Raw genomic sequence first — 25,318 nt, forward strand, 5'->3', positions numbered from 1 at the left:
GTGACCGTCAACTTGCTGCGGTGGTGCTCCGGCCGGTCGACCCCAAGAGACTTTTTATGCCCCGCACCCTACGGATGGATACTTGAATGACGGATCACGAATCCCGTCCTCCCGGCGTCGATCCCGAAGCCGACCTCGCGTGGTGCCACGAGGCGGTACAAGGGGTCTCCCGAACGTTCGCGCTGACGATCGACGCGTTGGACGAGCCCATGTCGACACACATCTGCCTGGGGTATCTCTTCTGTCGTGTCGCCGACACGATCGAGGACGCAAACCACATTCCACCTGGCCCACAGGCCGACCTCCTCCGCACCTACGATGCGGCGATCGACCCCGAGACCGACACCGATATCGACACGTTCCGCTCGGCCGTCGATGAGTGGCTGCCGCCCCGCGAGGAGCAGTCAGATGACTGGATTGTCGTTGACGAAGCACCTCGCATCGCCGCCGCCTTCGAGGAACTCCCCGATGATGTTCAAGAGGCGATCATCCCGCCGGTACGCGAATTGATCGACGGGATGGCGATGTTCGTCGAGCGACATGCCGACAGCGGTGGGCTCCGGATCGACGACGGCGAGGAACTCGAAGAGTACTGCTACTACGCCGCCGGCACCGTCGGGACGCTCATCACGAACCTGTTGACCCGCGGTGAGATCGCCGCCGACCGCCGCCAGCAACTGTACGACACGGCCGTCGACTTCGGCCTGCTGTTGCAGTTGGTCAATATCTCGAAGGATGTCTACGACGATTACACCGAGGAGAACAACGTCTATCTGCCGGCCGAATGGCTCGCCGAGGAAGGCGTCGACCAGGATGCCGTCGTCGACCCTGACAACCGCGAAGAGGCGGCGACCGTCGTCAGCCGCACCGTCAGCCACGCCCGGTCGTTCCTTGATGATGCCGAACGCTACCTGCAGGCGATGCCGCTGCGACACGGTAACACCATGGCGGCGTGGGGTGTGCCATTCCTGCTTGCGGTTGGGACGCTTCGTGAGCTTCGAAGCCGCCCGGAGGATGCCCTCACTGACCGCGGTGTGAAGATCTCCAGACAGGAGGTCGGCGCGGTGATGACCGCGATGCACGGCGAGGGTGGCGACTCCCTACGTGAGCTTCGCGAGCTGATCGCTGCCCAGCCGTACCATACCGCGGTCTCCAACGCCGACTAGTCCAAATCCACGCGCTTTTGTCGATGCTCCCGGAACGTCAGGTATGAGTTTCGAGAAAGACGATACCGTGGTGCTGGACGACAAACACAGCGACTACGACGGCGAGACGGGGACGATCACCCAGGTCATCGAGAACATGTTTGGCGATGCAACCTACACGATCAGCTTCGAGGACGGCCAGGAAACGGGTGTCCCCGAGGATGATCTGGCGGCCGCCGACGCTGAGGCTGACGACGCCTGAAGCCACGGAGTTTTTAGTACCACACGCACAACAGATCGATACCACCGAACCGGCAACGCTGGCTCGGTCGTTCGGCACAATGTTGGCCGCGGCGACACGGTGCGTCCGGCCGTCGGGTTAGCCCACGCGGTATAACTATGGATAACCAAGTCCTCTCAATTGACGGGCACGAGACGATCACTCGGTGGATGACATCTGTCTGTGCAGAGCCCGTTGATCAGCGGGGGTGTTCCGAACGCGGCCGAGCGCGCCACTGCAGTGCCACTGGGAACGAATCTAACTGGTGACCTAATGACCTCAAACACGACTGAATCACGGGTATTGGCGGCGATCGACGAGCGGCGCAGCCGCATCAACCAGGCCATCGACGAGGAACTCCCGCTGAAAACGCCGGAACGGCTGTATGAGGCCTCCCGATACCTCCTGAAAGCCGGCGGAAAGCGACTTCGACCGACGGTCACGCTGTTGGCCGGTGAAGCCCTTGCCGATGTCGAGCCAGCCAGCCGAGACTATCGAGCATTTCCGACGCTGGCCGGTGCTGAGATCGATCTGATGCGGGCAGCGGTGTCGCTGGAGGTCATCCAGTCGTTTACGCTGATCCACGACGATATCATGGATGACGACGACCTCCGGCGGGGCGTGCCCGCGGTGCACAACGAGTACGATACCTCGACGGCGATCCTTGCCGGCGACACGCTGTACTCCTCGGCCTTCGAGATCATGGCCGACACCGGCGGCGACCCGGCTAACGCGTTGGCAGCGATGCGGTTGCTCTCCTCGACCTGTACGAAGATCTGTGAGGGTCAGGCCCTCGATATCGCCTTCGAAACCCGAAACGACCTGCTGCCGGAGGAGTATCTGGAGATGGTCGAACACAAAACGGCCGTCCTCTATGGGGCCTCCGCAGCTGTTCCGGCCGAGCTTCTGGGCGCCGACGATGAGGTGGTTGAGGCGATGTACCAGTACGGAATCGAGTCCGGACAGGCCTTCCAGATCCAAGACGACGTGTTGGATCTCACCGTGCCAAGCGAGAAGCTGGGCAAACAGCGCGGCTCGGATCTCGTCGAGGACAAAGAGACGCTGATCACGTTGCATGCCCGCCAGCAGGGCGTCGATGTCGACAATCTCCTCGATACCGACAGCGTCGACGCAGTCACCGAGGCTGAGATCGATGAGGCGGTCGCCGAGCTTGAGGCCGCTGGCAGCATCGATCACGCCCGCGAGAAAGCCACCGAGCTCACTGAGCGCAGCAAGAATCGGCTCTCGGTACTTCCCGACAACGACGCCCGTGGGCTGTTAGAAGATATCGCCGACTATCTGATCGACCGCGGCTACTGAGACGCTGTTTGTGCTGCGTACGAGGGAATTCGACCCGGCCTACCGAGTCAGTAATTGACGACGTTGCTCCTCCTGCGTTGGCTGAGAACGGTGGCAGTACTACTGTGTCAGCGTTACTCAAGTTTCGTCGCGGCGTCCTGTTGGAGCAGTACCTCGGCGTTGGTGGTGGGCAGCGTTACGACATCCTCCGCTTGCAGCGTGTATTCGCGTTCGTCGACCCCGAAGATCGTCCCGACATCGTCGGTGATCCGCACCACTGTCCGCGGCGTTGTATCGGCGGCTGCAGCGACCGGTTCGGTCGTCGCGTCGGGTTCCTGTTGGGTCGATTGCTGGGTCGCTGATTCATTGGCCGTCGACTTAGTCGCGGGTTCCGGTTCTGCCATTGCGGCTGTGGCTGTCGTTCCCGTTGGATTCGATTCAGTCGGAGCCGATTCGGTCGACGGTGATTCGGGTACCGCCGCCTCGGTCGCTGCCGACTCGCCGTCTGGGGTCGCCATCCCCGTGCCGGTTGTCGTGTCTGATTCGGGTGGTGCCGTCGATCCGGTCGTCGGCTCGGTTGACTCGGGCTGCGGTGCTTGCGATGGCGACGCACCCGATTCAGAGTTGCCCGGCGACGAGGGCGTTGGCTGTGTCGGTGGTGTGTCGCTGGACTGTGCAGACCCCACTGTGCTCCCGCCGTCAGGCGTCGGGACACCGTCGTCGCCATCGGTGGTGTCGGTCGGCGTTGTGTCGCCGAGAGCGGCATCGCTGCCACCCTCGTACTCGGTGTCGCTGGCAGGCTCTCCGGCCGGTGGTTGCTCTGTTTCTCCCGACTCAGCTTCGGCCGCCCCGCCCATCGCGTTGGCCAAGACATCGTCGGCCTCGGCGTCGGCTTCCGGTGGCGTCGGTGGCGACCCCCCATCGTGGGGGTCTGCGCCGCCGATCGTGGTCGGGTCATCGGTTGCTGTCGCCGGTGATTCCGTTGGTGGTATCGACTCGGTCGGTGTGGATACCGGCGAGTCGGTGGTGTCGGTCGCTTTCGTCTCAGTGGTTTGTTCGCCGGCCAGCACATCGAGAACGGACGCCTTGTTCCGTTTGATTCGGTCGACGAGGTCGTCGAACAGTTCCTGTTCTTCGATCGTCATCCCCTCCTCGCTGGCGGACATATCGGCGGCCGCAAACGAGGCGAGCTTGACGACCTTGCCGACGCGTCGCTCATAGAGGGCTTCGGCGACCTCTTCGGCGGTATCGAGTTTATCCGAGAGCTGCCGTACCTCATCATCGCTGAAGGGGTTGTCGACCTGTTCGGCGCGGCGGTCGCGCTCGGCGCGCAGATCCTGAATGTAGGCTGCGACATCCTGATAAAACGAGTCCCGCAGCTGTTGGAGGCTGTCTTTCCGCCGTTCTTTGGACTGTACGGAGCGGAGTTCGTCGAGATTCATGCTGGGGCCTTGGCTGCGTCGCCGCGCGTCATCAGGAAGACGGCGATTGATTCCGGTACTGAATGCACACCGGGGTTCAACTTAATCGTGTCGCCACCGAGGGCCACTTCCGTGGGTTCCTCGACCTCGATCGCAATGTCTTGGGTGGTGAACCGCTCGGGTACCGCATCGACCAACGGCTCGAAGCTGTCGAGATTCTCGCGGTCGATCGGCGTGACGACCAGCCCGCTGCCGCCGTGCAGCGACCCCGGCAGTCGGATCAGGCGGTGGGTATCGGTCGTCACCGGCTCGTCGATCGGTGCGGCGTGTTCGTCGACGACGCGGTCGGCCAAGGCGTCGGCTAACAGCCGAATCCCCGGTCCGCCGGCCTCCATGTTGCCGCGCTCGATCGCCTGTGGGTTGGCCGCCAGCGCGCCGAGGATCGTCTCTGCCCGTCCCTCGCCGATCCCGTCAAAGCTGGTGAGTCGGTCGAGGGCGTCGGTCTCTGGGAGTTCCCGGAGCTCCGTTGTCAACGATCGCAGTTCGTCGTGGACGCGCCGCCCCCACCCACCTTCGGTGCGGAGCAACCGCTGTGTCGCGCCGCCCGTCGAGGCGACGCGGATGAGCCCATCGGTGTCGAGGTCGCGCCCGCGAACGTAGTCGACAATCTCTCCGCGTGCGTCGCTATCCAGCGACTGGATCGAGTCGGTACGCACATGGACGTGATAGCCGCGACCACCCGAGAAGACGATCCGAAGACCGGTGAATCCAAAGTCGGCTTCGAGAAAGGAGAGCAGTCGTTGGAGGGCGTCCTTGCAGGCCGCCAGCATCTCCTTGTAGCTCGTTTCGGCCGGGTCGACGCGTGGGAGGTGATCGGCGTCGAGGTCGAAGATGAGATCCGCGCCGCGCCACCCCTTTGCGCCCATCGTGCTCGCCCCCGGATCGTCGTAGCGCGCCGCCGAGAAGTAGACGTGTCGCGGTGCGGTGCGGGTCAGAAACTCGCCGATGTCGCCGAGATCCAACTGTGACTGGTGGCGTACCATCGTCGTTCCCGACCCCGGTGTCCACGGGATATGCCCCCACTCGCGTTCGTTGGCCGCCGGCGGCAGCGGTGTCTCCGCCGCCCGGTAGTAGTCGGCAAACCGGCCGCGGAGATACTCCCGTGTGCGTTCGTCCATGCTGTCCGGCGGTAGTCAGGGCCGCCTCATAGACGTTGTCGTTTCCGGGTTGTTTCGCGGGCTGAAACAGGGGCGTGGGTGTTATGTGTCGCTCGCCGACAACGAACACGCGAGGAGACATGCTTATCCGGTCGCCGCCGGAAGAAACAGTAAACAGATTTAGATGGAGTACCAGTGGCTGATCGATCGGGTTGATTCGATTATCGTCAACCGATCAAAGACGGTCATCCTTGCGTTTCTGCTGGTGACCGTGCTGTTTGTCGGTGGGCTTGGGTCGATTACGACCGAAAGCGGCCAAGAGCAGTTCATCGAGGATCTGCCCTCCTTCCAGGCGGTCGAGGATATCAACGAGGATTTCAGCGCGTCGTTCAGCGAGGTGACAACGAGTACGACGCTCGTCCAAGCGTCGACAAACGTCCTCTCGAAGGGCGCGCTGACGGACATGTTGGCGACGCGAGAACGAATTATCAACACCAACTCACTTCGGGTTGAATCAGTGTCGACACCGGCCGTGACCGTCGCCGAGACGCTGAACCCGAATGCGACGACGCCTGCGGCACACCTGCGGGCGGTCGAACGTGCGACGCCGACACAGATCGATGCGGCTGTTCGGGAAGCCGCTGCCGACGATGCTGGCTTTACCTCCAGTCTGAGCGACGATTTCAACCGCCAGTCGGCGTCGGCAACGTCGAGTCGAGGGAGCGTCAGTCACCTCGCTGGCCCCGGTGAGGGTTCCGGCGGCGGCCCCGGTGGCGGCTCGGAGTACCCCCCGAACAAAGTCGATCGTATCAAAAGCGTCGTGACTGACGACGCCTCGAATATCTGGGTACAGGGTACACCCCCGGATACGACTGGGACGACCACGAGCGTCGTGTTGCCGGCTGCACTACTGTTGATTATCGTGTTTCTGGCGGTCGCCTACCGCGATCCGGTTGATATCGGTATCGGGCTGTTGGCGATCATCATGACGCTGCTGTGGACGTTCGGTTTTATCGGCTATGTCGGCATCCCCTTTGCTGTCCTGTTGATCGCGGTGCCGCCGATCCTCATCGCGATCGGCATCGATTTCGGGATTCACTCGATCAACCGCTACCGTGAGGAGCGGGTGACCGGACTTGGCATCTCGGAATCGATGATGCGAACGACCGATCAGATGTCGGTCGCCTTTGCCATCGTCGTCGGCACCTCCGCGATCGGCTTTCTCTCAAACGTCGTCAGCGCGTTTCCCCCGACACAGGATTTCGGAATCGTCGCTGCCGTTGGGATCATCTTCACCTTCCTCATTTTCGGCGTGTTTGTTCCCGCACTGAAGGTGACCGTCGACCGCGCCCGCCAGCGGTATCCGATCCCGACGTTTGCCACCACGCCGCTTGGCTCCGAGCGATCACTGCTCGGCCGGCTGTTGTCGGTCGGTGTCATCGTCTCAAAACGCGGGCCACTGGTCTTTCTGCTGTTGATTCTGGTTGCGACCGCGGCTGGTGGCGTGTATGCGACCGGCGTCGATACGGGCTTTAGCCCGGATGATTTCCAGCCCGCCGAGGAAACCCCCGAGTACCTCCAGTATCTCCCCGAATCGATTCGGCCGCCCGAGGAGTTTGAGTACGTCCGCATCAACAACTATCTCGACCGCAACTACCAGCAGGATAGTCAGGTGCTGATGTACGTTGAGGGGCCGATGACGCGGGATTCCGCGCTTGAGGAGATCTATCGTGCCAGTCAGTCGCCACCGGAGACGTTTCGCGAGGAGCGCCGGCAGGCCGAAGCTCGAAGCATTATCACGGTTATCGAGGATCGCGCCGAGCGTGACCCTGAGTTCCGCGCACTCGTCAATCGGAACGACCGCAACGACAACGGTATCCCTGACGACAATCTGCCGCAGATCTACGACGCCCTATCAACCGACGACAGCGATCTCAGCGGCTTCCTCGGCGAGGATCGCCGGAGCGCGCAGGTGATCTACACCGTTGACGGCGACGCCGAAGACGACGTGGTCACCGATGACGCGTACGCAGTCGCCGATCGGTTCCGGACGACCGCCCAGCCGACCGGCAGCGTCATCATCTTTGATGAGGCCCTCTCGCTGGTGCTTGAGTCAGTCATCCAGAGCCTCATCCTCACGCTCGTGGGTGCATCTGGCTTTCTCGTGTTCGCATACTGGGTGATCGAGGGGCGGCCATCGCTGGGGCTGGTGAATATCGTCCCGATCTTCGTCACCGTCGTCGCGCTTGTCGCCTCGATGCGGGCCGTTGGGCTGGCGTTCAACGCAATCAACGGGACGATTCTGGCGATCGCCGTCGGGATCGGCATCGACTACGCGGTACACGTCGTCCACCGGTTTGCCGACGAGTACCACGAGCAACCACTGTATCCCGCCCTCCAACGGACGGTTGTCGGTACTGGCGGCGCGCTCACCGGGAGTATGCTCACCACCGTCTTCGGGATCGGTGTGTTGGTGCTCGCGCTCAACCCTGCTCTCGGCGCGTTCGGCATCCTGATCTCGCTGAGCGTGCTGTATGCGTTCCTGTCGTCGATTCTCGTGTTGCCGTCGACGATCGTCGTCTGGGCCCGACTTACCGAAAGTGAGGGGGTTCGGCTCCCGGTGATCGAGGCGATCACCGGCACCGACACCGCTGAGTCGACAACGACTGACTGACCGTCGCGGCCGCCGGAGCGTAAGACTAACTTCCCCTGCTTGCCATTTCACGACATGGACTGGCCACACGATCCCGACGGCGAGCAGGGTAGCGAAGGCCGCCGCGTTTACGGCCACGCCGTGATCGCAAAGAAGGTCGACGAGGAGGACGATTTCCCACTCGATGTCGAGTCGTTCGTCTCCGAGTACGGTGACGATCCCATCCGGATCGACCACGAGACTGTCGTGCCGCTCCGGGACATCTTCGAGCACGTCGAGGCAACGGAGTTTGACGACATTATGACGATGCACAAGAAGGTCGGCACCGCGATGCGGGACAACGATCTCTGGTTTTACGAAGGCGCCGATCAGTTCACCCGCACGCGGTGAGCGATCGCTCCCCGCTCCGCTGGCTGAGCTATGACGGCCAACACTCTTGACTGTCCTTCACGTATCAGCCCATGGAGGCGTCCTGTGAGTACTGACGACGCAGTTACTATCGAACTCGCCACAGTCGACGACATCGATGCGATCGCTGACTGTTGGGTCGCATTGGCGGCCGATCAACAACAGCATGGTTCACGACTGCAGGCCGAGCCAAACCGAACGTCGGCGACCGAGACGATCGCCCGCCACGTCGTCACCGATGGTGTCTATGTCGCCCGCGAGGACGGCGTCCGGGGGTTCGTCATATTCCATGTCGATGCCGGCACCTACAGCCAAACCGAGCCGACCGGGACGATCACGACGCTCTATGTTCGGCCAGCGGATCGAAACGAAGGGATCGGAACCCAACTGTTGGCGGCCGCCGAGCGGGCGTTGGCCGATCGCAGTGTGGCGACAGTCTCACTTGAGGTGTTGACCGCAAACGAGGCCGCCAGAGAATTTTATGATCGTCGTGGCTACGATCCCCATCGGATCGAGCTGCGAAAACGGATCGAAAACGATACACACTCAAAGGATGACCCGTAACTACCGACTGCGCTAGGAGAGCATGGGCGGTTCATGCACTCGACTTGTAATCGAGACTTCCGGGGTTCAAATCCCTGTCCTAGCTTTCCGTTTCTGTCCGTTCGTGGCCTGAGAGTTCCCCAAACAGCCCAACAACGTGTTCGTGCATTGCCGTCGATAGGCCGTCAACCCATGGTTCTGCGACGCCCGCACGGCCATCGACGCAGCCGGCGGCACAACAGGCTGCCAGTAGTTCCCGTTCGGTCGATGGATCGTGCAGCCGCGCTTGGCCGGTCAAGTGTTCAAGCGCGGCAACGATCCCATACGCACCCCAGTTTGAGACGCCGGCGACGACAAGGTGATCGACGGCGGTGGTGGCGGCAATCTGCTCGCCGTGCTCGAGTTTAGCTTCGACGGTCGACCGAATCCGACCCATCCCGATCTCATTGCCGCCGTCGCCGACCGCGATCGTTGGGATCTCTCGCTCACGCGCCAGCGCAAACAGTGGATCCATCTGCGCGACGTGGGCTGTGATGTCGGTTCCTGTCATGCTTCGATAGGTGCGGTCGGCCGTCTCCCCCGGTCGTTCGATAGCGATGACAGCCCCCGGCTCGTAGCGATCGAGGAGTGCTTCGCTGGTCGCTGTCGTCGTTGCATCCGGTGGTATCGGCTCGAACGGCAGGGTCGCAAGCCCACACACCTCAGCAGCTGCGTCGATCGGTGCCTCTACCCGTGGCTCGGCGACGATCACCGGCTGGGCACCGAGTGCCTGGAGCGCGCGCGCCAGCACAACCGTCCCTGGCGGGCCGTCAGTTTCCGGCTGCCAATCCGGTGGAATCGGGAACCCCGTCGTCAGCAACACAGCGTTGCCCGCAGTTGCCACCTCTTGGAGCGTTCGTGCGGCGGCTTCGACCGGCGGTGTGTCGTAGGTCGCGGTAGCGTGTAACGCTCCGATGCCACGCTCGCCGGGGTCAAACCGAAGGAGGTCATCGAGTGCCGCAAACATAGTCGACATCGGGGCCACAGCGTGCTAAACGTAGCGGCGTCGGTGTCAGTTCGACGCGCTGGCGGCAGCGAGGCTGTCATCGCTGTCTGGCTCGTCGTCGCGTTTCCGCCGGTTCCGCACGACGAGGGCGGCGAAGATCCCAAAGCCGACCGTGCGGAGTGTCAGATCCAACAGCAACGCATTCACCGAGATGCTCACCCCGACCAGCCCCAGCAGATCGAAGACACTCTCGGAGATGAGCCGTGGGGCCATCAACAGCAGCGAACTGAGCGCGAACCCAGTCCGGGCGGCCGCATCAACGCGGGTGTAGAGCGTCCCGATCACGGTTGCCCCGAGGGCGATCACTCCCAGGAAGACGCCGATTACGGGTACTAGGATCTCCGGCACCGAGTAGGACAGCTCGGCCAGATCGTTGAGGCCGACAACGCGGTACTGATCGCGGATCGGCAACTCGGCGGCGTTGGCTTTCTTTCGCAGCAGGACGATCCCCGGGGCGAGCACGAACGCGAAGGGGACAACCGCCTTGTTCAACGACAGCGAGAACGCCTTGACGCCGGTCTCGAAGGGATCGGATTTGGCGACGCCGCTGGCCGCGTAGGCCGCCACCGCCACCGGCGGCGTGATGTCGGCGATCACGCCAAAGTACAGGATGAAGAGGTGGGCCGCCAACAGTGGAATCCCGAACTCGACGAGCGGACTCGCCAACATCGAGATGAGGATGATGTAGGTCACGGTTGTCGGCATCCCCATCCCGAGGATGATGCTGGCGACAGCAGTCACGAGCAGCATGACGACGATGGAGCCACCCGACAGCGCGAGCAACAGGGAGGTGAGGTTCGGCCCGAGCCCGGAGACGCTGATGACACCGGGGATGATGCCGGCGGCGGCGACTGCGATGACGACCGGCACCGCGGTGCGGGCTCCCTCGTCCATTGATTTGACGATGAACGCACCGAGGCGGGCCGGCTGGGTGTCGAGATCACGCCCGGTCTTCTCCGAGAGCATCGTCGTCGTTTCGGTGACCTTCGGATTAAGATTGAGCAGCGACGCATCGAGATCCGGCTTCGAGATCAGTGTGATCGCCCCCGCGATCATCATATACCAACCGAGCCGCGAGCCGACAATCCCTGCGGCCTCACCGAGTGGAATGCCCGCGGTGGCCCCTCCGAGTAGTCCGGTAACCGGCACACCGGCGAGCGTGAAACTCGCCAACTCAGCGGCGACGACAGCGATGAGGACGCCGAGGAGTCGCCCACGTGTCTCTTTGCTGTACGCTGAGACGAGGGCGACCAACGCGACGAGCGCAACCAATGTGAACCACGCTGACCGAGAGACCGACAGCCGTTCGATGATAAGGTAGTACAACAGCAGGCCGATCGGCACGAGGTAAAACCAGCCTCGTTTGAGGTGTTCGCCCATCGACACAGTCTCTTCTTCAAGCCCGCCGATGCCCTCCTGAACAGCTTTGAGGTGAACCATCACCCAGACGCCGAAGAAGAAAACGATCGCTGGGATCGTCGCGAGGATGATGATATCCGCAAACGGTGTTGCGGTGTACTGCACCATCAGGAACGCGGCCGCGCCCATCACCGGCGGGAGGATCTGCCCACCCGAGGAGGCTGAGGCCTCAACAGCCCCGGAGAACTCCGGGGAGTATCCTGATCGCTTCATCAAGGGGATCGTGAACGCGCCGGTCGTCACGGTGTTGGCGATCGATGACCCCGAGATTGTCCCCATGAAGCCACTGGCAAGAATACTCGCCTTCGCCGGGCCACCTTTGCGTTGGCCGGTCGCAGCGTAGGCAAGATCAATGAACCACTGACCCGCACCGCTCATTTCGAGGAACGAGCCAAAGAGAATGAAGATGTAGATAAAGCTCACCGAGACGGTCACCGGGATTCCGAAGACGCCGTTTTCAGTGTTATACCACAGATTTTGAATGATATCTGGCCACGTTAGCTCCGGGATCGCCAGCAGGCCAAGGAACGGCGTGTTGCCGCTGATGAGGTAGCCCCACCGCGCGTAGACGATAAAACTCGCCACGATCAACATGAGCGGCAGGCCGAGTGTTCGCCGGGTCGCCTCCAAGACGAGCAGGATACCGATCACGCCGAGGGCCATCGCATAGGAGTATTCGCTGACAAAGGGAACACCGCCGAAAAGCGGCTGGAGGAACGTGTAGATCGCCGTCACCGGCCGCCCGGAGTCGATCCCGAAGACCCGCATATTCTGGATCTCGGCAAACTCCGTCAGGAAGTAAAACGCTGACAACACTGCCCCGATAATACAGGCAATGTCGAAGGCGGTGACCCGTTCCATCTCGGGGTCGACGAAGGCCCACCGGAAGCCACGCCGCAGGGCGGCTGCCGCCCGCGTGAGTGGATTCTGTTCGCCGACAGCGTCGGATAGTGCGGGGACAATCCGGCCGAGGTTGCGGACGACGATCCCATCGCCGGTGCTTGATGGAAACAGCAGGAAGGTGATGACGAGCGCGAAGGCGACGTGGACGGCATTCGCCTGTAGCAACTGCAGGGAGACCTGAAAGTTTTCAACGAACGGCAGCGGGACGACGAAGGTGAAACTCCGTGCAGCAAGGAACAGTTGGAACAGCGAAAACAGGATCCCGATGGCTGCGACGGCAACGGCGGCGATACCTTGTAACGATCGCCGCCGTTCGATCTCGTCGATCAGCTCGTCGGCCTCCGCTTGTGAGAGTTCCTGCTCCGATTCGTCGCCGCCGTCGGCGGGTGTGGATGTGCTCATAGGATGCGCTCGATGAGAGATCGTCGTTCGATGTGGAGACGGACGTCCCGGGCGTCGCTTACGGCAACGAGGTCATGTCGTGTGCCATCGATTATCAATGTATGGTTGGCGACGCGGCCAGGTGACACCAACAACTCCTCAAGTTCTGTGATCGGTTCCTCGGGGGCGTACACAAGCGTCCCGTTGACGTTCGTGACGTTAACACGGGCGGGCAACCCCCAGCCGTAGGATTCGAACTCCATGCGGGTGTTGACCAGCGTCGTTCCCTCGACGTGATACCGGTCGTAGACGCGGGATTTCTCGACGCTATGGGTGTATTCGAGGGCCACGATGCTCTCGTTGTCGACCGGCTCTGAGAGGTACTGCTCGCCGGTGTGGATATCCTCGACGATCAGGACACGCTCGGCTGGCAGCGTCCCGACAAGTCCGGCCCCGAGCACCGCGGCTACGAGGACAGCGAGGAGCCACCATCGCCCGGAAACGCCCTGACGCAGTGCTGTGAATCGTTTGGTAACCACTCTAGCGTTGTCACATGGGTTCCGTCGTCTTTCGAGCACCGCTATCGATAGTCAGTTGCCCGTCGACAGCGATGCTCGGTCGATCAGTCGCGGCGACAGCAGTCGACCGCAGCGGCGGCGTCGCCACCGCAGGAGTGCGCTTAGGCGTCGAAGTACGCTGCCGCGCCGTCGTTGAGCTCGATCGACATGCCATCTTGGGCGCTGTCGACCGTGATGAAGTCAGTCTTGATCGTCAGCTCATCGAGGTTGTCGAAGATGGCCGCGGTGACCGTCTCGACAGTGTCGGCGTCGACGCCGCTGTGGGTGGCGATCATCGCCTGGACGGCGACAGTTTCGACATCCTCCTCGACGCCGCTGTAGGTTCCACCGGGGATGGTGTCGTCGGCAAACCACGAGGCGTCGGATTTGACGGTCTCTCGAACCTCGCCGTCGATGGGAACGATCTGGACATCGTTGGTGTTAGCGAGATCCTCGATCGCGCCGACCGGCCAGCCGCCGACGACGAACGCCGCGTCGATGTCGCCGTTGGCGAGCTGTTCGGAGGCCTGCGAGAAGCCGGCGTTCTGCTCGTTGTAGTCGCTGATGCCCGCGGATTCGAGAATCTGGTTGGCGTTAACCTGTGTCCCCGAGCCGAGGTCACCGGTGTTGATCGTCGCGCCGCTGAGGTCGTCGATCGTCGAGATGTCGTTGCCGGCCAGCGTGACGAGCGTGATCGTTTCCGGATACAGCGTGGCGACACCCTGCAGTGACTCGATCGGACTCCGCTCGAAGGCATCGATCCCGGTGCCGTTTTTCGCAAAGGAGGCGATGTCGTTTTGAATGAGTGCGAAGTCCGCTGAGCCATCCGAGAGGCTGCCGACGTTCTCAACGCTGGCACCCGTCGACTGGACGTTCAGCGAGAAGTCCGTGTTGGCTTCAACGATCGTCTTGATCTCGTTAGACAGCGGGAAATACGTCCCACCGGTGCCGCCGGCGTGCCAGCTCAGCCGGTTGGCGGTGCCGCCGCCATCGCCACCGTCTTCCTCGCTGCCGTCGCCGCTATCGCCGCCGTCGCCGTTGCCTGCACAGCCGGCTAAGGCCGCGACACTTGCGATACCAGTCGTTGCAATGAACCGCCGTCGTGTTTGATCTGTTGGCATACGAATGTCTATATTTATCATGGACATATAAATATCACCCAAAAGTCCGGCAAAACGATATATTGGACTCGTACAACGCGTTCATATGTTCACCCGCGCCGGAACGTGTGACGATGGTATCAGGGGCGATGCTCCCAGCAGCCGACGCTGCGTCGGCGTGAACCGATGTCTTTGAGCCCTCCGCCCGAGACAACGCATCTATGTCGATGCCCCCAACCTGCCCCTCGGGCTGGCTTGTCAGCACTTCCCAGCCAACACACCTCAGCCTACTGTACCGTCCGGATGGCCGCTCACTGCTTGTTCGGCCGACCGAGCCTACACCCGTCTCAGCCGACCCCGAAGCCGTTGAGGCGTGGACGGTGAAGGGACTGGCCGGCTACGGGCCGCGCTATCCGATCTTTGCTGAGGCTGTCACCCGAGACGAGGCCGTCGCCACCGCGGAGTCAGTGATGGCCACGATCGCCGACGGCGACGAGCCAACGCCGGTTCGGGTCAGCGATCAGGGTGCCGGCACCGAAGCTGCGGCCACCGACGCCAACGCGACTGCTGACGCGACCGACGATCAAGCTGCCCTTACTGCCTTCGCCGACGAATCTGATGACGCGGGCTGAGCGACCGTGTTTCAGCCTCGGAAACACGCCCACAGACCTATATCGGTGGCGACGCGTCCGTCGGCCATGCCCTCCCTGTCCAGACGTAAGCTGTTGGCCGGCTGTGCGGCCGGACTGACCGCCGGCCTGGCTGGCTGTGCCGATCCCGATGCGGTGATGTATGTTGAATCGGTACCCGCCGCCACCGACATCGCAACGCAGGCGACGACAGCACCGGACAGCCGTGATGCTGAGACAGCCGAGTTGGTCGCTGAAACCGTCGCCGGCGGCACGAACCGCACCAGCCGGAACGACCGCGGGAACCCACCGTATCAACCCAATCGGCCGGTTCGATACAACGGCACGGTCTACGATCTCAACTGGGACGCCACCGGCAGACAACAACAGCGCACCGAGTATCTCCTCTCGGTGACCATCCACGACGCTGACAGCGACTATGCCCCCGAGATCAGCTTCGACGAACTGCCAGCTGTCGATCAGGAACGGCTGACCCCGCTTCCGCGCGTTATCGGCCAGATCGAAGAGGCAAACGAAACCCCCGGCCTCCCGGAGCCCTTCGAGCGGCAGGCGTGGTATCCACCGGCTGACCGCGAGGCGTCAGCGTTGGTGCCCGAGCCAGCGTACGACACCATCGAGGTCAACGGCTACCCAGTGACGGTGACGGTCGAACCGGTCACCGTCCAGCTTGACGTCTTTGCCTACACCGCGACCGAACGGGCGTCGTCGCTGGCGGCGTTCGGCCGGGAGCTTCGATCGGCCCACCGGTTTCCGTTGATCCGGCTCAGCGATGCTGAACGTGAGTTTTTCGAGATGGTCATCGAGGAGGGCTCCTTCTACAAGGGTGGCTTTGACGACGTGGAGGACGGTGTCTTCGAGGGTGTCGCCGAGCAGTTCGTGCGCCAGCCGGCGCTGTTTACCCAGTATGACTCGGAAGCCGAGTGGCTCACGCGCTACGATGGCACCGACTACTGGGTGACGATCGATTTCGTCCGGATGTCCGAGTTCGCTGACCGGATTCAACCCGTCGAGGAACTGTAGGCCGCGCTGGCTGTAGTCGGTGTGTGGTTCAGCAACGCACCCGAGTTACTCGGTGGTAGCTGTCTCGTCGTCAGCGGTGGTTTCGTCGTCGTCGCCAACCTGAGGTTTGGTGGCTGGTTCGTCGCCACCAGCATTGCTATCGGCCGTGTCGTCGCCAGCGTTGCTGTTGTCGGCTCCGTCGTCAGGTTCGGTTTCAACGACGGCTGTGCCCGCACTGTTTCCCTCGGTTGTGTCGCTTCCGCCGGTTAGGTCGTCGGTGATCATCGCCAATGACGGCTCCACGTCACTAAGGAGCAACAGCGCGTAGTACCGCAGGTAGCTCCGGACGGGAGCCCGTATCAGTGATACCACATACCGGTAGCCAAGATAGCCGGCGATGACCCCAGCCGCTACAACCGGTTCAAGTGCGGGAACGCTCTCGGTGACAAGGACGCCACCGCCGACCAACAGCAAGCCACCGATGGTCATCGCGAAGAAGCTCAGTATGAACAGCGCGATGCCGACCACCGTACTGATCACGACGGCAACGAGCAGAAATACGGCCACGGCCGTCCAGTGGCCGCTGATCGCGCGGGTGAACCGCCGCCACGCGCCGAGTGGGCCGCGATGTTCGTACTGCATGATCGGCACGACAAAGGCGTTGGTCAGCGTACTGGTGACGAGCCAGCCGACGGCCGCCACGGCTGCGGTCACTCCGATGAAGAGGATATCGCTGTCGGTCAGCTCTCCGGCTGCTGGCGGCTGCGTGATCCCAACAGTTGCGGCGACCACCGCCGCGACGACTGCGATTGCACCGAGGATGAGAGCCGCACGAAACGCCATCAGCCAGCCGGCCCGCCGGAGATTTGCTCTGACGTATGATCGTACCGGGAGCCGCCCGGAGCGCAGCGAGGCAACAAAGACAAAATCGGCAACGGCGGCCACGTATCCGACGACACCGACAAGCAGGAGTGCGATAGCTAGTGGGCCAGTGGTTTGTTGCCAATTGACTGATTCCACTGGCTGTTCAGGGGTAAGGACACCGAGCGTGTTCATCCCGACCCCCGCACCGATCGAAAACAGGAGCACGACGACACCGAGTGTGAGCCACCCGCTGATGCCGAGGGCCGCGAGGTATCGCTTTGTGGTGCCACCAGCCGCTTGGAGGCGGTCAGTTGTCGCCATCGCTGGCCTCCGGTCGGGCGTCACGGTAGTCGGGTGTTGACCCTGCGTCGTTGTGGATGGTTGCTTTCTGTGAATCGTTACGATCGACCATCGTCCGTCGATGGGAGATTGCCTTGCAGTCACCGGTGGCGACTAGGCTGTCGCAGCCGGTCTGTCGTGGAGGGCAGCGTCGTTGCACGAGTGACCCTGCGTAGACAATCCAGATAAACCGCGATGGCGGATTTCACAGCGCGAAGCCACTGCCAAATTACACGCCGCCGTCGCTCATGCTCGGCGGAACCATACGACGAGTGCGGCCACAACAAGGCCGCCAACAAAAAACACCAGTCCAGGTTCAAGCACCTCGATAATGAGCCACTGGAGCGTTGGGTCGGTACTTGCTTCGGCGGCCGCTTCCATCGCCGCATCCTCGGTGGCTGTCATCGTCGTGGCCTCGCGGGCCTGCGGGCGCACCGCGAACTCACGCGCAACGAGCCACTGCACGAGGAGACTCGCCACACCCAACACGGCCAATCCGCCGACGACGTGGTGCAGCGATTCTTTGATCGCTGGTAGTCGATCCGCGTCGCCAACGAAAACCAGCGGATCGCTGGCAGGCGCGAAGACGGTCATCTCGTTGCCTTTCCCGGAGTAGACTGTCTCGACCGGTTCGACGAGACCGGCGTCTTGGAGTGTCTCCAGGTGATACTGGACGTTTTGGATCGAGGTGTCGACGCTTTCGGCGAGTTCGGAGGTGGTCTGTGGCTCGGTAAACAGGGCCCGGTAAACACGGCGACGTGTGGTCGGCGACAACGCTGACAGCACCTCATCGGCACCCTCGTCTTCCATCTCCATGATGCGAGGCTGCTGGGTCGGCGCACTCGATCGTTGTTGGAGCCGCTCGATGAAATCGGCCATCGTGGCGTGGCTTCACAGCCGAACTATTTGCGTGTGTTCCAGACTCAAATCAGGATTGTAGTGCTGATAGCCGGCTCACTCGATCCGCAACTCGCTGTCGGAGCTCTCGCTTCCGCTGTCGGCCTCGTCCCACTCAAGTTCAAATTCGACGCTCAACTCGGTCATGTTCCCCGCCGGTCCTTCTCGCTCGGCTTTGACCTCGAAAGTTGGCCGTGCCGGCGGATCCATCGTGGTCGACTCCGAACCGGAACTGAGCGTGATCGCCTCGCCGGCTGCGAGTTTGTCGGCGACATCGTGGAGGTATGTTGCGATCTCCTCGCGGCTGTACTGCTGTTCCGAACTGAAGAGCACTTCTTCTGGCATACAGTACCCTTCGCTAGGAGAGGTTATAAACACACCTGTCAACTGCCCCGGATACAGATATCCTGTGATAGCAGCCCGCAATCTCCCTTATTGGTCGCCCATCGCCTCGCTGGCGATGTTACGTCCGCGTGAGTTGAGCGTCACCTCCCGTCGTTCTCGTACCTTATCGACGATATCGAGTTCGATCAGCTTTTCAAAGGTTTCCTCAACCGTCTCGACATCTTGGTCGATGAACTCCGGGATGCTAAACGGTGACACACCCGAATACAATGCCATCAGCACCTCTTCCTCGGCGGGCGCAAGATCAACGTTTGTTTCGCTGCGTCGCTCACCCTCTTTGAGAAACGCCTGCGCGAAGATGCAGGTTCGTGCTGTGCCGGTGAAATGCGTTTCGACGTTCGTCGTCCCCTCTACGTGTGAGACCTCGATGACTGTTCGCTTCCCGCCGTCGACGGTTCGCTGTTCGGTGTCGATCTCGCTGATCTCATCGAGCTCCAACTCGACGAGCGTGCCACTCTTTAACGTGACCAGCAGCGATTCGGGTTCGACAGCGAGGCGAGCCTTCTCCCAGGGGCTGTCTTGGACGACGCCGCCCTCGACAGCCGGATGTTTGGCCTTGATCACCATCTCCCCGAGCATCGCGGTAAAAAAGGCGGTCTTGAACGCCTCGTGGTCGTTGGGGGCGATGATGATCACGTCGTCGCCGACCTTGACGCTCAGATAGTTCGACAGCGCGGCGATCGACTGGGTGGCGTCTTCTCGTCCCGAGAGCCCCGTGACATCCGAGAGTCTGATCGTGCGTTTGCCATCGTTGCCCGCGAGAATGAGCCGTTTGTTCGACAGCAGGATCCGGCCGTTCTCCCAAGAGATATTGTTGAGCTTGCGGCCGTCTTTGACCGCGATCGTGAACCGGCCCGTGGCATCGGCTATCTGGTACTCCTCGTCAGCCATAGCCCGCGCTCACTCCCGATGGCCTGCCAGCCCTGCCCATAGCGATCTGTACGGGCGGACGTGTCTTAGCCGTGTCGCCATCGTGCCGGCGACGCTGGTTCGATGGGCGTGCAGTGACTCGATCAGGCCGGCAGCGTCGTGATGTCGCCGACCCTCGCAAAGGCATAGCCGCAGTCCTCACAGGCCCACTTTGTTTTCTCACCGAGATGCAGCGTCGTACTCGCCGTGCGGTAAAACGTCTGTTCGGTCTCACACTCCGGACAGTACTGTTCGATTTCGAGGCTCATACGGTACAGTTTGGCCTGCCGACTGTTAAGATATCGGTCATCCGACGGCCACGATCATCGACTGGTGTCCCTCGCGAACGGATCGCCCTATGGCCAACCCCTAAGTGGTGGTGGGTGGACTGGACTGATATGGCTCCGAGCGTACTCACACTGGGCTGGGGATTCCCACCGAACGTGACCGGCGGTCTCGACACCTACGTCGCTGAAGTGTTCCATGCCTTCGAGCGGAAGGGCATCGAGCAGAAACTGCTACTTCCCGCGGAGTACGCCCCTGACGACGACGACAACATCTACAGCGTCGACACCGGCGACGGCGATATCATCTCCCGGGTCGGCCGCATGGGCGACAAGTTCGTTGAACTCGCCGACACAGTCGATATCGCCCACACCAACGACTGGTTCGGGTATGGGCCGGGACTGCGCGCTAAACGCGAAACCGACGCCACGTGGGTGTCGTCGTTCCACTCGCTGTCGCCGGATCGCAATATCAACCCACCGGAGCGTGAGGTCGAAACCGAACAGCGCGTCGCCGACCAATCCGACGTGTTGATCTCGGTCAGCGACATCGTCCGCCAAGACGTCTTAGAGCTCTACGGCGCGGACTCCCATGTCGTCCACAACGGGTTTACGTCGGTCGAACCCAGCGGCGTCGACATCAAGAGTGAACTCGGGATCGACGGCCCCATGCTGTTTTTCGTCGGTCGCCACACCGACCAGAAGGGGATCACCCACCTGCTGTATGCGATGCGAAAGCTGGGTGAGACCGACGCGACGCTCGTGCTTGGGGGCTCCGGCCATCAGACCGAACACCTCAAGATGTTCACCGAGCTGCTCGGCATCGACGACCGCGTTCAGTTTGCGGGCTACATCCCTGAGGAAGAACTCGGTGACTACTACGAAGCCGCCGACGTGTTCATCTCGCCGTCCCGTGCCGAGCCGTTCGGCCTAACGATCACCGAGGCGCTGGCGGCTGGCTCACAGGTTGTCGCCACCCCAAGCGGTGTCCGCGAAACGCTGCCCGATGGCTGTCTGGTTGAGGTGACGACACACTCCGATTCGATTGCCGAGGGTATCAAGGAAGCACTGGCCCGAGAAAGGCCCCCGGAGTACGAGCCGCGAACGTGGGACGAGGTTGCCGACGACCTGCTTGCGGTCTACAGCGACGCCTTGGAGTAACCGATCCACAGCACCCTGGTTTGTGGTGCCGTTTGTCTCTCTATCTCTCTTCAAAATACGCAGTGAACCGTTAGACCTCGGTGCGACGGACAACGGTGATCTCACATGCCGGCTCGGGATGCGTGATCTTGAAGCCGGTTCTGGTCTCGGTTACCCCACGCGTGCTTGTCTCCTCTTCTTCCTCGCTTGGTTGGTACGGGCTGTCGGCGTCGGCTGGCTGGTAGGGGCTGTCGGCTTCGTAGGGGCTATCGCTCGGTTGATACGGGCTGTCGGGGTCGCCGGCTGGCTTTTCGTCCATATCCTCCGGCGGGAAGTAGATGCGTTCGCCACCGTCCGACTGGACGATAAAAGCGACCTCTGTCTCGCCGGTCACATCGATAATCGTCTGGCCGTCTTCGATGCGGGTGGTGTACTCCACGGTCGGCAGTTCGGCTGCGGCTTCGCTCATATCTCTCTGTGGTGAGGGAAGCCACTTAGCAGTTCCCCGGGTCGGCTGTCGGCGCGCCAATAGTTTTTATCCCGGGCCGCCGAATCTCCGTGTGATGGACGTAGACACACCTGCCGAAGAGCTTGCCTCCGCTCTCGGCGTTGACAAACAGGAGGTCAAAGAGGATCTGGAATCGCTGCTGCAGTACAGTGTCCCGCTGGAGGAAGCCAAACAGAGCATCCGGCGGAAACACGGTGGCGGCGAGGGTGGTGGCGACGCTGCCCAGCCGGAATCGGTCGCGCTCAACGAGATCGCTCCCGGTCAAAACAACGTCACCGTCAGCGTCCGCGTGTTGACCGTCGGCACTCGGACAATCCAGTATCAAGGCGAAGAACAGACGATCCACGAGGGTCGCTTCGGCGACGAAACCGGGACGATCTCCTACACCGCCTGGCAGGATTTCGGCTTCGAGGCCGGCGACTCGCTGATCGTCGGCAACGCCGGTGTCCGCGAGTGGGAGGGCAACCCTGAACTCAACCTCGGCTCGTCAACGTCGGTCGCGATGGCCGAGGAGCCAGTCGAGACGGCTGCCGAGATCGGCGGCGACAGCGACCTGATCGAGCTCTCGCCGGGCGACCGCGGCCGAAACATCGAAGTGCAGATCCAGGAGGTCGAAACCCGCACTATCGACGGGCGCAACGGCGAAACCGAGATCCTCTCGGGCGTTGTTGCCGACGAGACAGCGAGACTTCCGTTTACCGACTGGGATCCACATCCCGAGATCGACGCCGGTGCCAGTTGCCGGATCGAGGACGTGTACGTCCGAGAGTACCGCGGCTCGCCGTCGATCAACGTTTCCGAGTTTTCGACGGTGACACCACTCGCGGAGTCGGTGGCTGTCACCGACGACGCGCCGCAACTCTCGCTTGCTGAAGCTGTCGACAGCGGCGGGCTCTTCGATGTCGAGGTCGTCGCTAACGTCTTGGAGGTGCGTGACGGATCCGGACTGATCGAACGCTGTCCGGAGTGTGGCCGGGCGATCCAAAATGACCAGTGTCGGGTGCACGGCACCGTCGACGGCGAGGATGACCTCCGGATCAAGGCAATCCTCGATGACGGCACCGCGACCGTGACCGCGATCATCGGCTCGGAGCTGACCGAGAAGATCTATGGCGGCGACGTGACTGACGCCAAGGAGGCCGCCCGCGACGCGATGGACAAGGAGGTTGTCGCCGAGACGATCCGCGAGGAACTGGTTGGTGATAGCTACCGCGTCCGTGGCAGCCTCTCGATCGATGAGTACGGCGCGAATCTCACGGTTGAGGACTTCGCGGCTGACGACACTGATCCGGCTGCGCGTGCCAAAGCCGTCCTCGCGGAGGTGCACGGATGAGCGCAAACACCGACGACACAAGCGACGCCGACGACACCACCGGCGGCGACTCAGGGCCGGGCACCCGGGAGGTTGCCTACCGGCTGTTTGCGACCGAGTTCGATGACGCCACCCTCTCGTATTCCGAAAGCGACGAGGAACGCGCCCCCAACTACGTCGTCACACCGACCGGCCTGCGGGTCAATCGGCTCTTTGCCGTCGGTGTGCTGACCGAAGTTGAGCGGCTGAATACTGACACGCTTCGGGGCCGAATCGTCGATCCGACAGGTGCGTTTGTCACCTACGCCGGCCAGTATCAACCCGAAGCGCAAGCCTTCCTCGATGGCGCGGACGCACCGTCGTTTGTGTCGATCACCGGCAAGGCACGCACCTTCGAACCCGACGACTCTGATCAGATCTTCACCTCGGTGCGTCCCGAGAGCCTCAGCGAGGTGACCGCCGACACCCGTGATCGCTGGACGGTCTCAGCCGCCGAGGCAACGCTTGATCGGGTTGCGGTCTTTGCAGCAGCCCTCGACGCAGGGCGTACCGGCGATGCGTTAGAGGCGGCGTTGGCGGACGCCGGCGTCGACGCGTCGCTGGCGGCTGGCATCCCCCGCGCCATCGATCACTACGGGACGACGACCGCCTATCTCGAAGCGATCCGGCAATGTGCTGTCGACGCCCTCGAAGTCGTGGCCGACGAGCGCGACGAGGTGCGTCCGGTCGATGTCGCACCCGGTGCGGGCGGCGAAGCAACACTCGGCTCGCTGCCTGCTGTCGACATCGATCTCGCTGGTGTGGCCAGCGAGTCAGCACCGACGTCCGAAGGGTCGAATCCGGCGACAGCCGGGGCGTCGTCAGCGGCGACTGATTCGGCGAGCGGGTCGGCTGACTCGTCCGCCCAAACGACAAGCGCAACGACCGAGTCGTCCGACTCGACGTCGGGTGTGACACCCGAGTCATCCGAATCACCGGCAAGTCAGACGACCGAATCGCCTGACACAACAGCGACCACGGACGCTGAAGCTGACTCCGCAGGTGCGAATACACCTGCGTCAGCGACGTCATCGACACCGACCGAGACCCCTGACGATTCGACCCCAACCGCCGCGAGCGACGAGTCGCCACTCGCCACAAGCGACGACCCGTCGACGCCCGACACAGCGACCGAGTCGACCGCAGCCGAGCCGTCGACGACGACGGAGACGGAGTCATCAACGGAACCTGACACCGCCCAGTCGGTAACTGCGGACACTGCCACGGAGCCACCAGCGAGCAGCGAGTCGGATCAGCCCGACGATACCGCCGACGACGCAGCCGACGACCCAGAGATGTACCAACTCGATGAGGAGCGTGCCGAGGAGTTGGAATCCGAGTTCGGCGCGGACTTTTCGAGCGGCAACGAGGTTGATCCGGCCGGTGAGGCCGACATCGATGTCCCCGACGCCGACGAACTCGCGGCCGAAGCCGAAGCAGCCGACGAACCCACAGCCGATACCGAGCCGACACCAACAGCATCGACTGAGGACACTGACACGCTCGGCTCCTTCGAGGATACTGTCGAGCGCGACGACAGCGACGACAAGAGTGACGACGACAGCGACGACGCGACAGCCGATGCCGCGGCATCGACTGACGAGCCCCCCGAATCGGATGCATCGACAGCCGACAGCGATGCAGATGTTGATATCGAAGATGCGGCCGTCGATCTGATGAGCGACCTCGATGACGGCGATGGCGCCAACCGCGAGGCCGTCGTCGCCGCGGTCGTCGACGAGCACGGTGTCGAAGTCGGGGCCGTCGAGGACGCCATCGACGACGCGCTGATGGGTGGTCGGTGTTACGAACCTGACGACGGCACGCTCAAACCGATCTGATGGCGCGGCCACCCAGCCGACTCGTCGAACCGATCCCCGGCGAACCCGCGGCGACTGCTTCGCTTGGCGACGAGCGAGTTCTCCTTATCGCCGACTACCACGCCGGCATCGAGGATGGCCTCCGCTACGAGCGCGGCGTCGAACTGCCGAACAACGCCGCCAAGCGTCGCCAGCGAGTCCTCGCGTTATTGGCCGACACTGACGCCGACCGGCTGATCGTGCTGGGCGATCTCGGCCATCGAATCGGTGGGGCCGAGGGCGTCGAACGCGAGGAACTCGACGCGCTCTATGAGGCAGTCGTTGTTGACCGTGACGGTGCGATCACGATCGCACCAGGGAATCATGACGGCGAGATCGAGGCGCTGTTCGGCGATCGCGAGGGCGTGACGATTCTGCCGGCCAGTGGCGGCGTGCTCGGTGAGCCGCCGGCAACGCTGGGCGTTGTGCATGGGCACACGTGGCCAGATCCTGCGTTACTGTCGGCGACGACAATCTGTATGGGCCACGAACATCCACAGGTCAAATTAGCGGACAGCGTCGGCGGCTACCGCGTCGAGCAGGCGTGGCTCCGTGGCCGCGTTGATCCCGCAGCACTGGTAGACCGAGACGACAGCGACCCACCAGATCACGCTGGTGATTCGCCGGAACTGGTTGTGTTTCCAGCGTTCAACGAGCGCTCCGGTGGGACGTGGGTCAACGTTGAGGAACAGGGCTTTCTCGCGCCGTTTCTCCCCGCGGCGATTCCGGACGCCGAGTGTTACCTCTTGGACGGAACGCGACTGGGTGCTTATCGGAGCGTGTGAATCGCCGGCCGGGGCAA

At 62.4% G+C, this 25,318-nt stretch carries 24 protein-coding genes and 1 tRNA gene; 13 read left to right on the plus strand and 12 right to left on the minus strand.

Going from position 1 to position 25,318, the window contains the following annotated elements; all coding sequences use genetic code 11:
* The first annotated feature begins 86 nt into the window (after nucleotides 1-86).
* From DM826_RS08860 to idsA3, 3 genes are all read left to right on the plus strand, one after another.
* Nucleotides 87-1,166 carry a phytoene/squalene synthase family protein gene (locus tag DM826_RS08860; protein WP_120103035.1) on the plus strand — a complete coding sequence of 360 codons (1,080 nt, stop codon included), beginning with the start codon at nucleotides 87-89 and terminating at the stop codon, nucleotides 1,164-1,166.
* Between the two features lie 43 nt (nucleotides 1,167-1,209).
* Entirely contained in the window at nucleotides 1,210-1,407 is a 198-nt protein-coding gene (locus tag DM826_RS08865; protein WP_120103036.1) for a DUF1918 domain-containing protein, read from the plus strand.
* Nucleotides 1,408-1,698: 291 nt separating this feature from the next.
* Nucleotides 1,699-2,745, plus strand: coding sequence for a geranylfarnesyl diphosphate synthase (gene idsA3, locus DM826_RS08870; protein ID WP_120103037.1), 1,047 nt, complete (start codon nucleotides 1,699-1,701; stop codon nucleotides 2,743-2,745).
* Nucleotides 2,746-2,858: 113 nt separating this feature from the next.
* On the opposite strand, the gene DM826_RS08875 is transcribed toward idsA3, so the two are convergent.
* Complete coding sequence (locus DM826_RS08875; protein WP_120103038.1) at nucleotides 2,859-4,166, minus strand: DNA replication complex subunit Gins51; 1,308 nt, start codon at nucleotides 4,164-4,166, stop codon at nucleotides 2,859-2,861.
* Nucleotides 4,163-5,323 carry a DNA primase small subunit PriS gene (gene priS / locus DM826_RS08880; RefSeq protein ID WP_120103039.1) on the minus strand — a complete coding sequence of 387 codons (1,161 nt, stop codon included), beginning with the start codon at nucleotides 5,321-5,323 and terminating at the stop codon, nucleotides 4,163-4,165. The genes DM826_RS08875 and priS overlap by 4 nt, the downstream gene beginning before the upstream one ends.
* Nucleotides 5,324-5,486: 163 nt before the next feature.
* Between priS and DM826_RS08885 the strand changes: the two genes are divergently transcribed.
* The 4 genes from DM826_RS08885 to DM826_RS08900 all read left to right on the plus strand — a co-directional run bounded on the left by DM826_RS08885 (nucleotide 5,487) and on the right by DM826_RS08900 (nucleotide 9,012).
* On the plus strand, nucleotides 5,487-7,976 hold the full coding sequence (locus DM826_RS08885; protein WP_120103040.1) for an efflux RND transporter permease subunit: 2,490 nt from the start codon (nucleotides 5,487-5,489) through the stop codon (nucleotides 7,974-7,976).
* A 54-nt stretch (nucleotides 7,977-8,030) separates the two neighbouring features.
* A complete protein-coding gene (locus tag DM826_RS08890) occupies nucleotides 8,031-8,345 on the plus strand; it encodes a DUF5785 family protein (RefSeq protein ID WP_120103041.1) in 315 nt (104 codons plus the stop codon).
* 84 nt (nucleotides 8,346-8,429) lie between these two features.
* The gene (locus DM826_RS08895; RefSeq protein ID WP_233735745.1) at nucleotides 8,430-8,927 is read left to right on the plus strand and encodes a GNAT family N-acetyltransferase; all 498 of its coding nucleotides are present in this window, start codon (nucleotides 8,430-8,432) and stop codon (nucleotides 8,925-8,927) included.
* An 11-nt stretch (nucleotides 8,928-8,938) separates the two neighbouring features.
* Nucleotides 8,939-9,012, plus strand: a tRNA-Thr gene (locus DM826_RS08900).
* Here DM826_RS08900 and DM826_RS08905 read toward each other — a convergent pair.
* The 4 genes from DM826_RS08905 to DM826_RS08920 all read right to left on the minus strand — a co-directional run bounded on the left by DM826_RS08905 (nucleotide 9,007) and on the right by DM826_RS08920 (nucleotide 14,332).
* Entirely contained in the window at nucleotides 9,007-9,912 is a 906-nt protein-coding gene (locus DM826_RS08905; protein WP_165853289.1) for a DUF4392 domain-containing protein, read from the minus strand. The genes DM826_RS08900 and DM826_RS08905 overlap by 6 nt on opposite strands.
* 45 nt (nucleotides 9,913-9,957) lie before the next feature.
* On the minus strand, nucleotides 9,958-12,675 hold the full coding sequence (locus DM826_RS08910) for a TRAP transporter permease (RefSeq protein WP_120103044.1): 2,718 nt from the start codon (nucleotides 12,673-12,675) through the stop codon (nucleotides 9,958-9,960).
* A complete protein-coding gene (locus tag DM826_RS08915; RefSeq protein ID WP_394338546.1) occupies nucleotides 12,672-13,193 on the minus strand; it encodes a DUF1850 domain-containing protein in 522 nt (173 codons plus the stop codon). The genes DM826_RS08910 and DM826_RS08915 overlap by 4 nt, the downstream gene beginning before the upstream one ends.
* Nucleotides 13,194-13,333: 140 nt before the next feature.
* Nucleotides 13,334-14,332 carry a TAXI family TRAP transporter solute-binding subunit gene (locus DM826_RS08920; protein WP_120103045.1) on the minus strand — a complete coding sequence of 333 codons (999 nt, stop codon included), beginning with the start codon at nucleotides 14,330-14,332 and terminating at the stop codon, nucleotides 13,334-13,336.
* 200 nt (nucleotides 14,333-14,532) lie between these two features.
* Here DM826_RS08920 and DM826_RS08925 point away from each other — a divergent pair, with 200 nt between their 5' ends.
* Both DM826_RS08925 and DM826_RS08930 read left to right on the plus strand, forming a co-directional pair.
* Complete coding sequence (locus DM826_RS08925) at nucleotides 14,533-14,943, plus strand: hypothetical protein (RefSeq protein WP_120103046.1); 411 nt, start codon at nucleotides 14,533-14,535, stop codon at nucleotides 14,941-14,943.
* A gap of 66 nt (nucleotides 14,944-15,009) precedes the next feature.
* On the plus strand, nucleotides 15,010-15,981 hold the full coding sequence (locus DM826_RS08930; RefSeq protein WP_120103047.1) for a hypothetical protein: 972 nt from the start codon (nucleotides 15,010-15,012) through the stop codon (nucleotides 15,979-15,981).
* 45 nt (nucleotides 15,982-16,026) lie between these two features.
* Here DM826_RS08930 and DM826_RS08935 read toward each other — a convergent pair whose 3' ends face one another.
* From DM826_RS08935 to DM826_RS13065, 5 genes are all read right to left on the minus strand, one after another.
* The gene (locus DM826_RS08935) at nucleotides 16,027-17,145 is read right to left on the minus strand and encodes a DUF7544 domain-containing protein (RefSeq protein WP_120103048.1); all 1,119 of its coding nucleotides are present in this window, start codon (nucleotides 17,143-17,145) and stop codon (nucleotides 16,027-16,029) included.
* Nucleotides 17,146-17,409: 264 nt separating this feature from the next.
* The gene (locus DM826_RS08940; protein WP_120103049.1) at nucleotides 17,410-18,042 is read right to left on the minus strand and encodes an ArsR/SmtB family transcription factor; all 633 of its coding nucleotides are present in this window, start codon (nucleotides 18,040-18,042) and stop codon (nucleotides 17,410-17,412) included.
* A 75-nt stretch (nucleotides 18,043-18,117) separates the two neighbouring features.
* Complete coding sequence (locus tag DM826_RS08945; RefSeq protein ID WP_120103050.1) at nucleotides 18,118-18,405, minus strand: amphi-Trp domain-containing protein; 288 nt, start codon at nucleotides 18,403-18,405, stop codon at nucleotides 18,118-18,120.
* A gap of 87 nt (nucleotides 18,406-18,492) precedes the next feature.
* Nucleotides 18,493-19,356, minus strand: a complete 864-nt coding sequence (locus DM826_RS08950; RefSeq protein ID WP_120103051.1) for a CheF family chemotaxis protein — start codon at nucleotides 19,354-19,356, stop codon at nucleotides 18,493-18,495.
* Nucleotides 19,357-19,478: 122 nt separating this feature from the next.
* Complete coding sequence (locus DM826_RS13065) at nucleotides 19,479-19,643, minus strand: DUF7838 family putative zinc beta-ribbon protein (RefSeq protein ID WP_165853290.1); 165 nt, start codon at nucleotides 19,641-19,643, stop codon at nucleotides 19,479-19,481.
* 129 nt (nucleotides 19,644-19,772) lie between these two features.
* Here DM826_RS13065 and DM826_RS08955 point away from each other — a divergent pair, with 129 nt between their 5' ends.
* Entirely contained in the window at nucleotides 19,773-20,819 is a 1,047-nt protein-coding gene (locus DM826_RS08955) for a glycosyltransferase family 4 protein (protein ID WP_120103052.1), read from the plus strand.
* 70 nt (nucleotides 20,820-20,889) lie between these two features.
* Here the strand turns inward: DM826_RS08955 and DM826_RS08960 are convergent, their stop codons facing one another.
* Nucleotides 20,890-21,267 carry a DUF7510 family protein gene (locus DM826_RS08960; protein WP_120103053.1) on the minus strand — a complete coding sequence of 126 codons (378 nt, stop codon included), beginning with the start codon at nucleotides 21,265-21,267 and terminating at the stop codon, nucleotides 20,890-20,892.
* A gap of 94 nt (nucleotides 21,268-21,361) precedes the next feature.
* Between DM826_RS08960 and DM826_RS08965 the strand changes: the two genes are divergently transcribed.
* Genes DM826_RS08965 through DM826_RS08975 form a run of 3 tightly spaced genes read left to right on the plus strand, consistent with a single transcriptional unit; the run spans nucleotide 21,362 to nucleotide 25,301 of the window.
* Nucleotides 21,362-22,639 carry a Single-stranded DNA binding protein gene (locus DM826_RS08965; RefSeq protein WP_120103054.1) on the plus strand — a complete coding sequence of 426 codons (1,278 nt, stop codon included), beginning with the start codon at nucleotides 21,362-21,364 and terminating at the stop codon, nucleotides 22,637-22,639.
* A complete protein-coding gene (locus tag DM826_RS08970; RefSeq protein WP_120103055.1) occupies nucleotides 22,636-24,498 on the plus strand; it encodes a hypothetical protein in 1,863 nt (620 codons plus the stop codon). The genes DM826_RS08965 and DM826_RS08970 overlap by 4 nt, the downstream gene beginning before the upstream one ends.
* On the plus strand, nucleotides 24,498-25,301 hold the full coding sequence (locus DM826_RS08975) for a metallophosphoesterase (protein WP_120103056.1): 804 nt from the start codon (nucleotides 24,498-24,500) through the stop codon (nucleotides 25,299-25,301). Before DM826_RS08970 ends, DM826_RS08975 begins: the two co-directional genes overlap by 1 nt.
* Nucleotides 25,302-25,318: the final 17 nt, after the last annotated feature.

The organism is Halonotius aquaticus (assembly GCF_003605575.1).
GTDB lineage: Archaea > Halobacteriota > Halobacteria > Halobacteriales > Haloferacaceae > Halonotius > Halonotius aquaticus.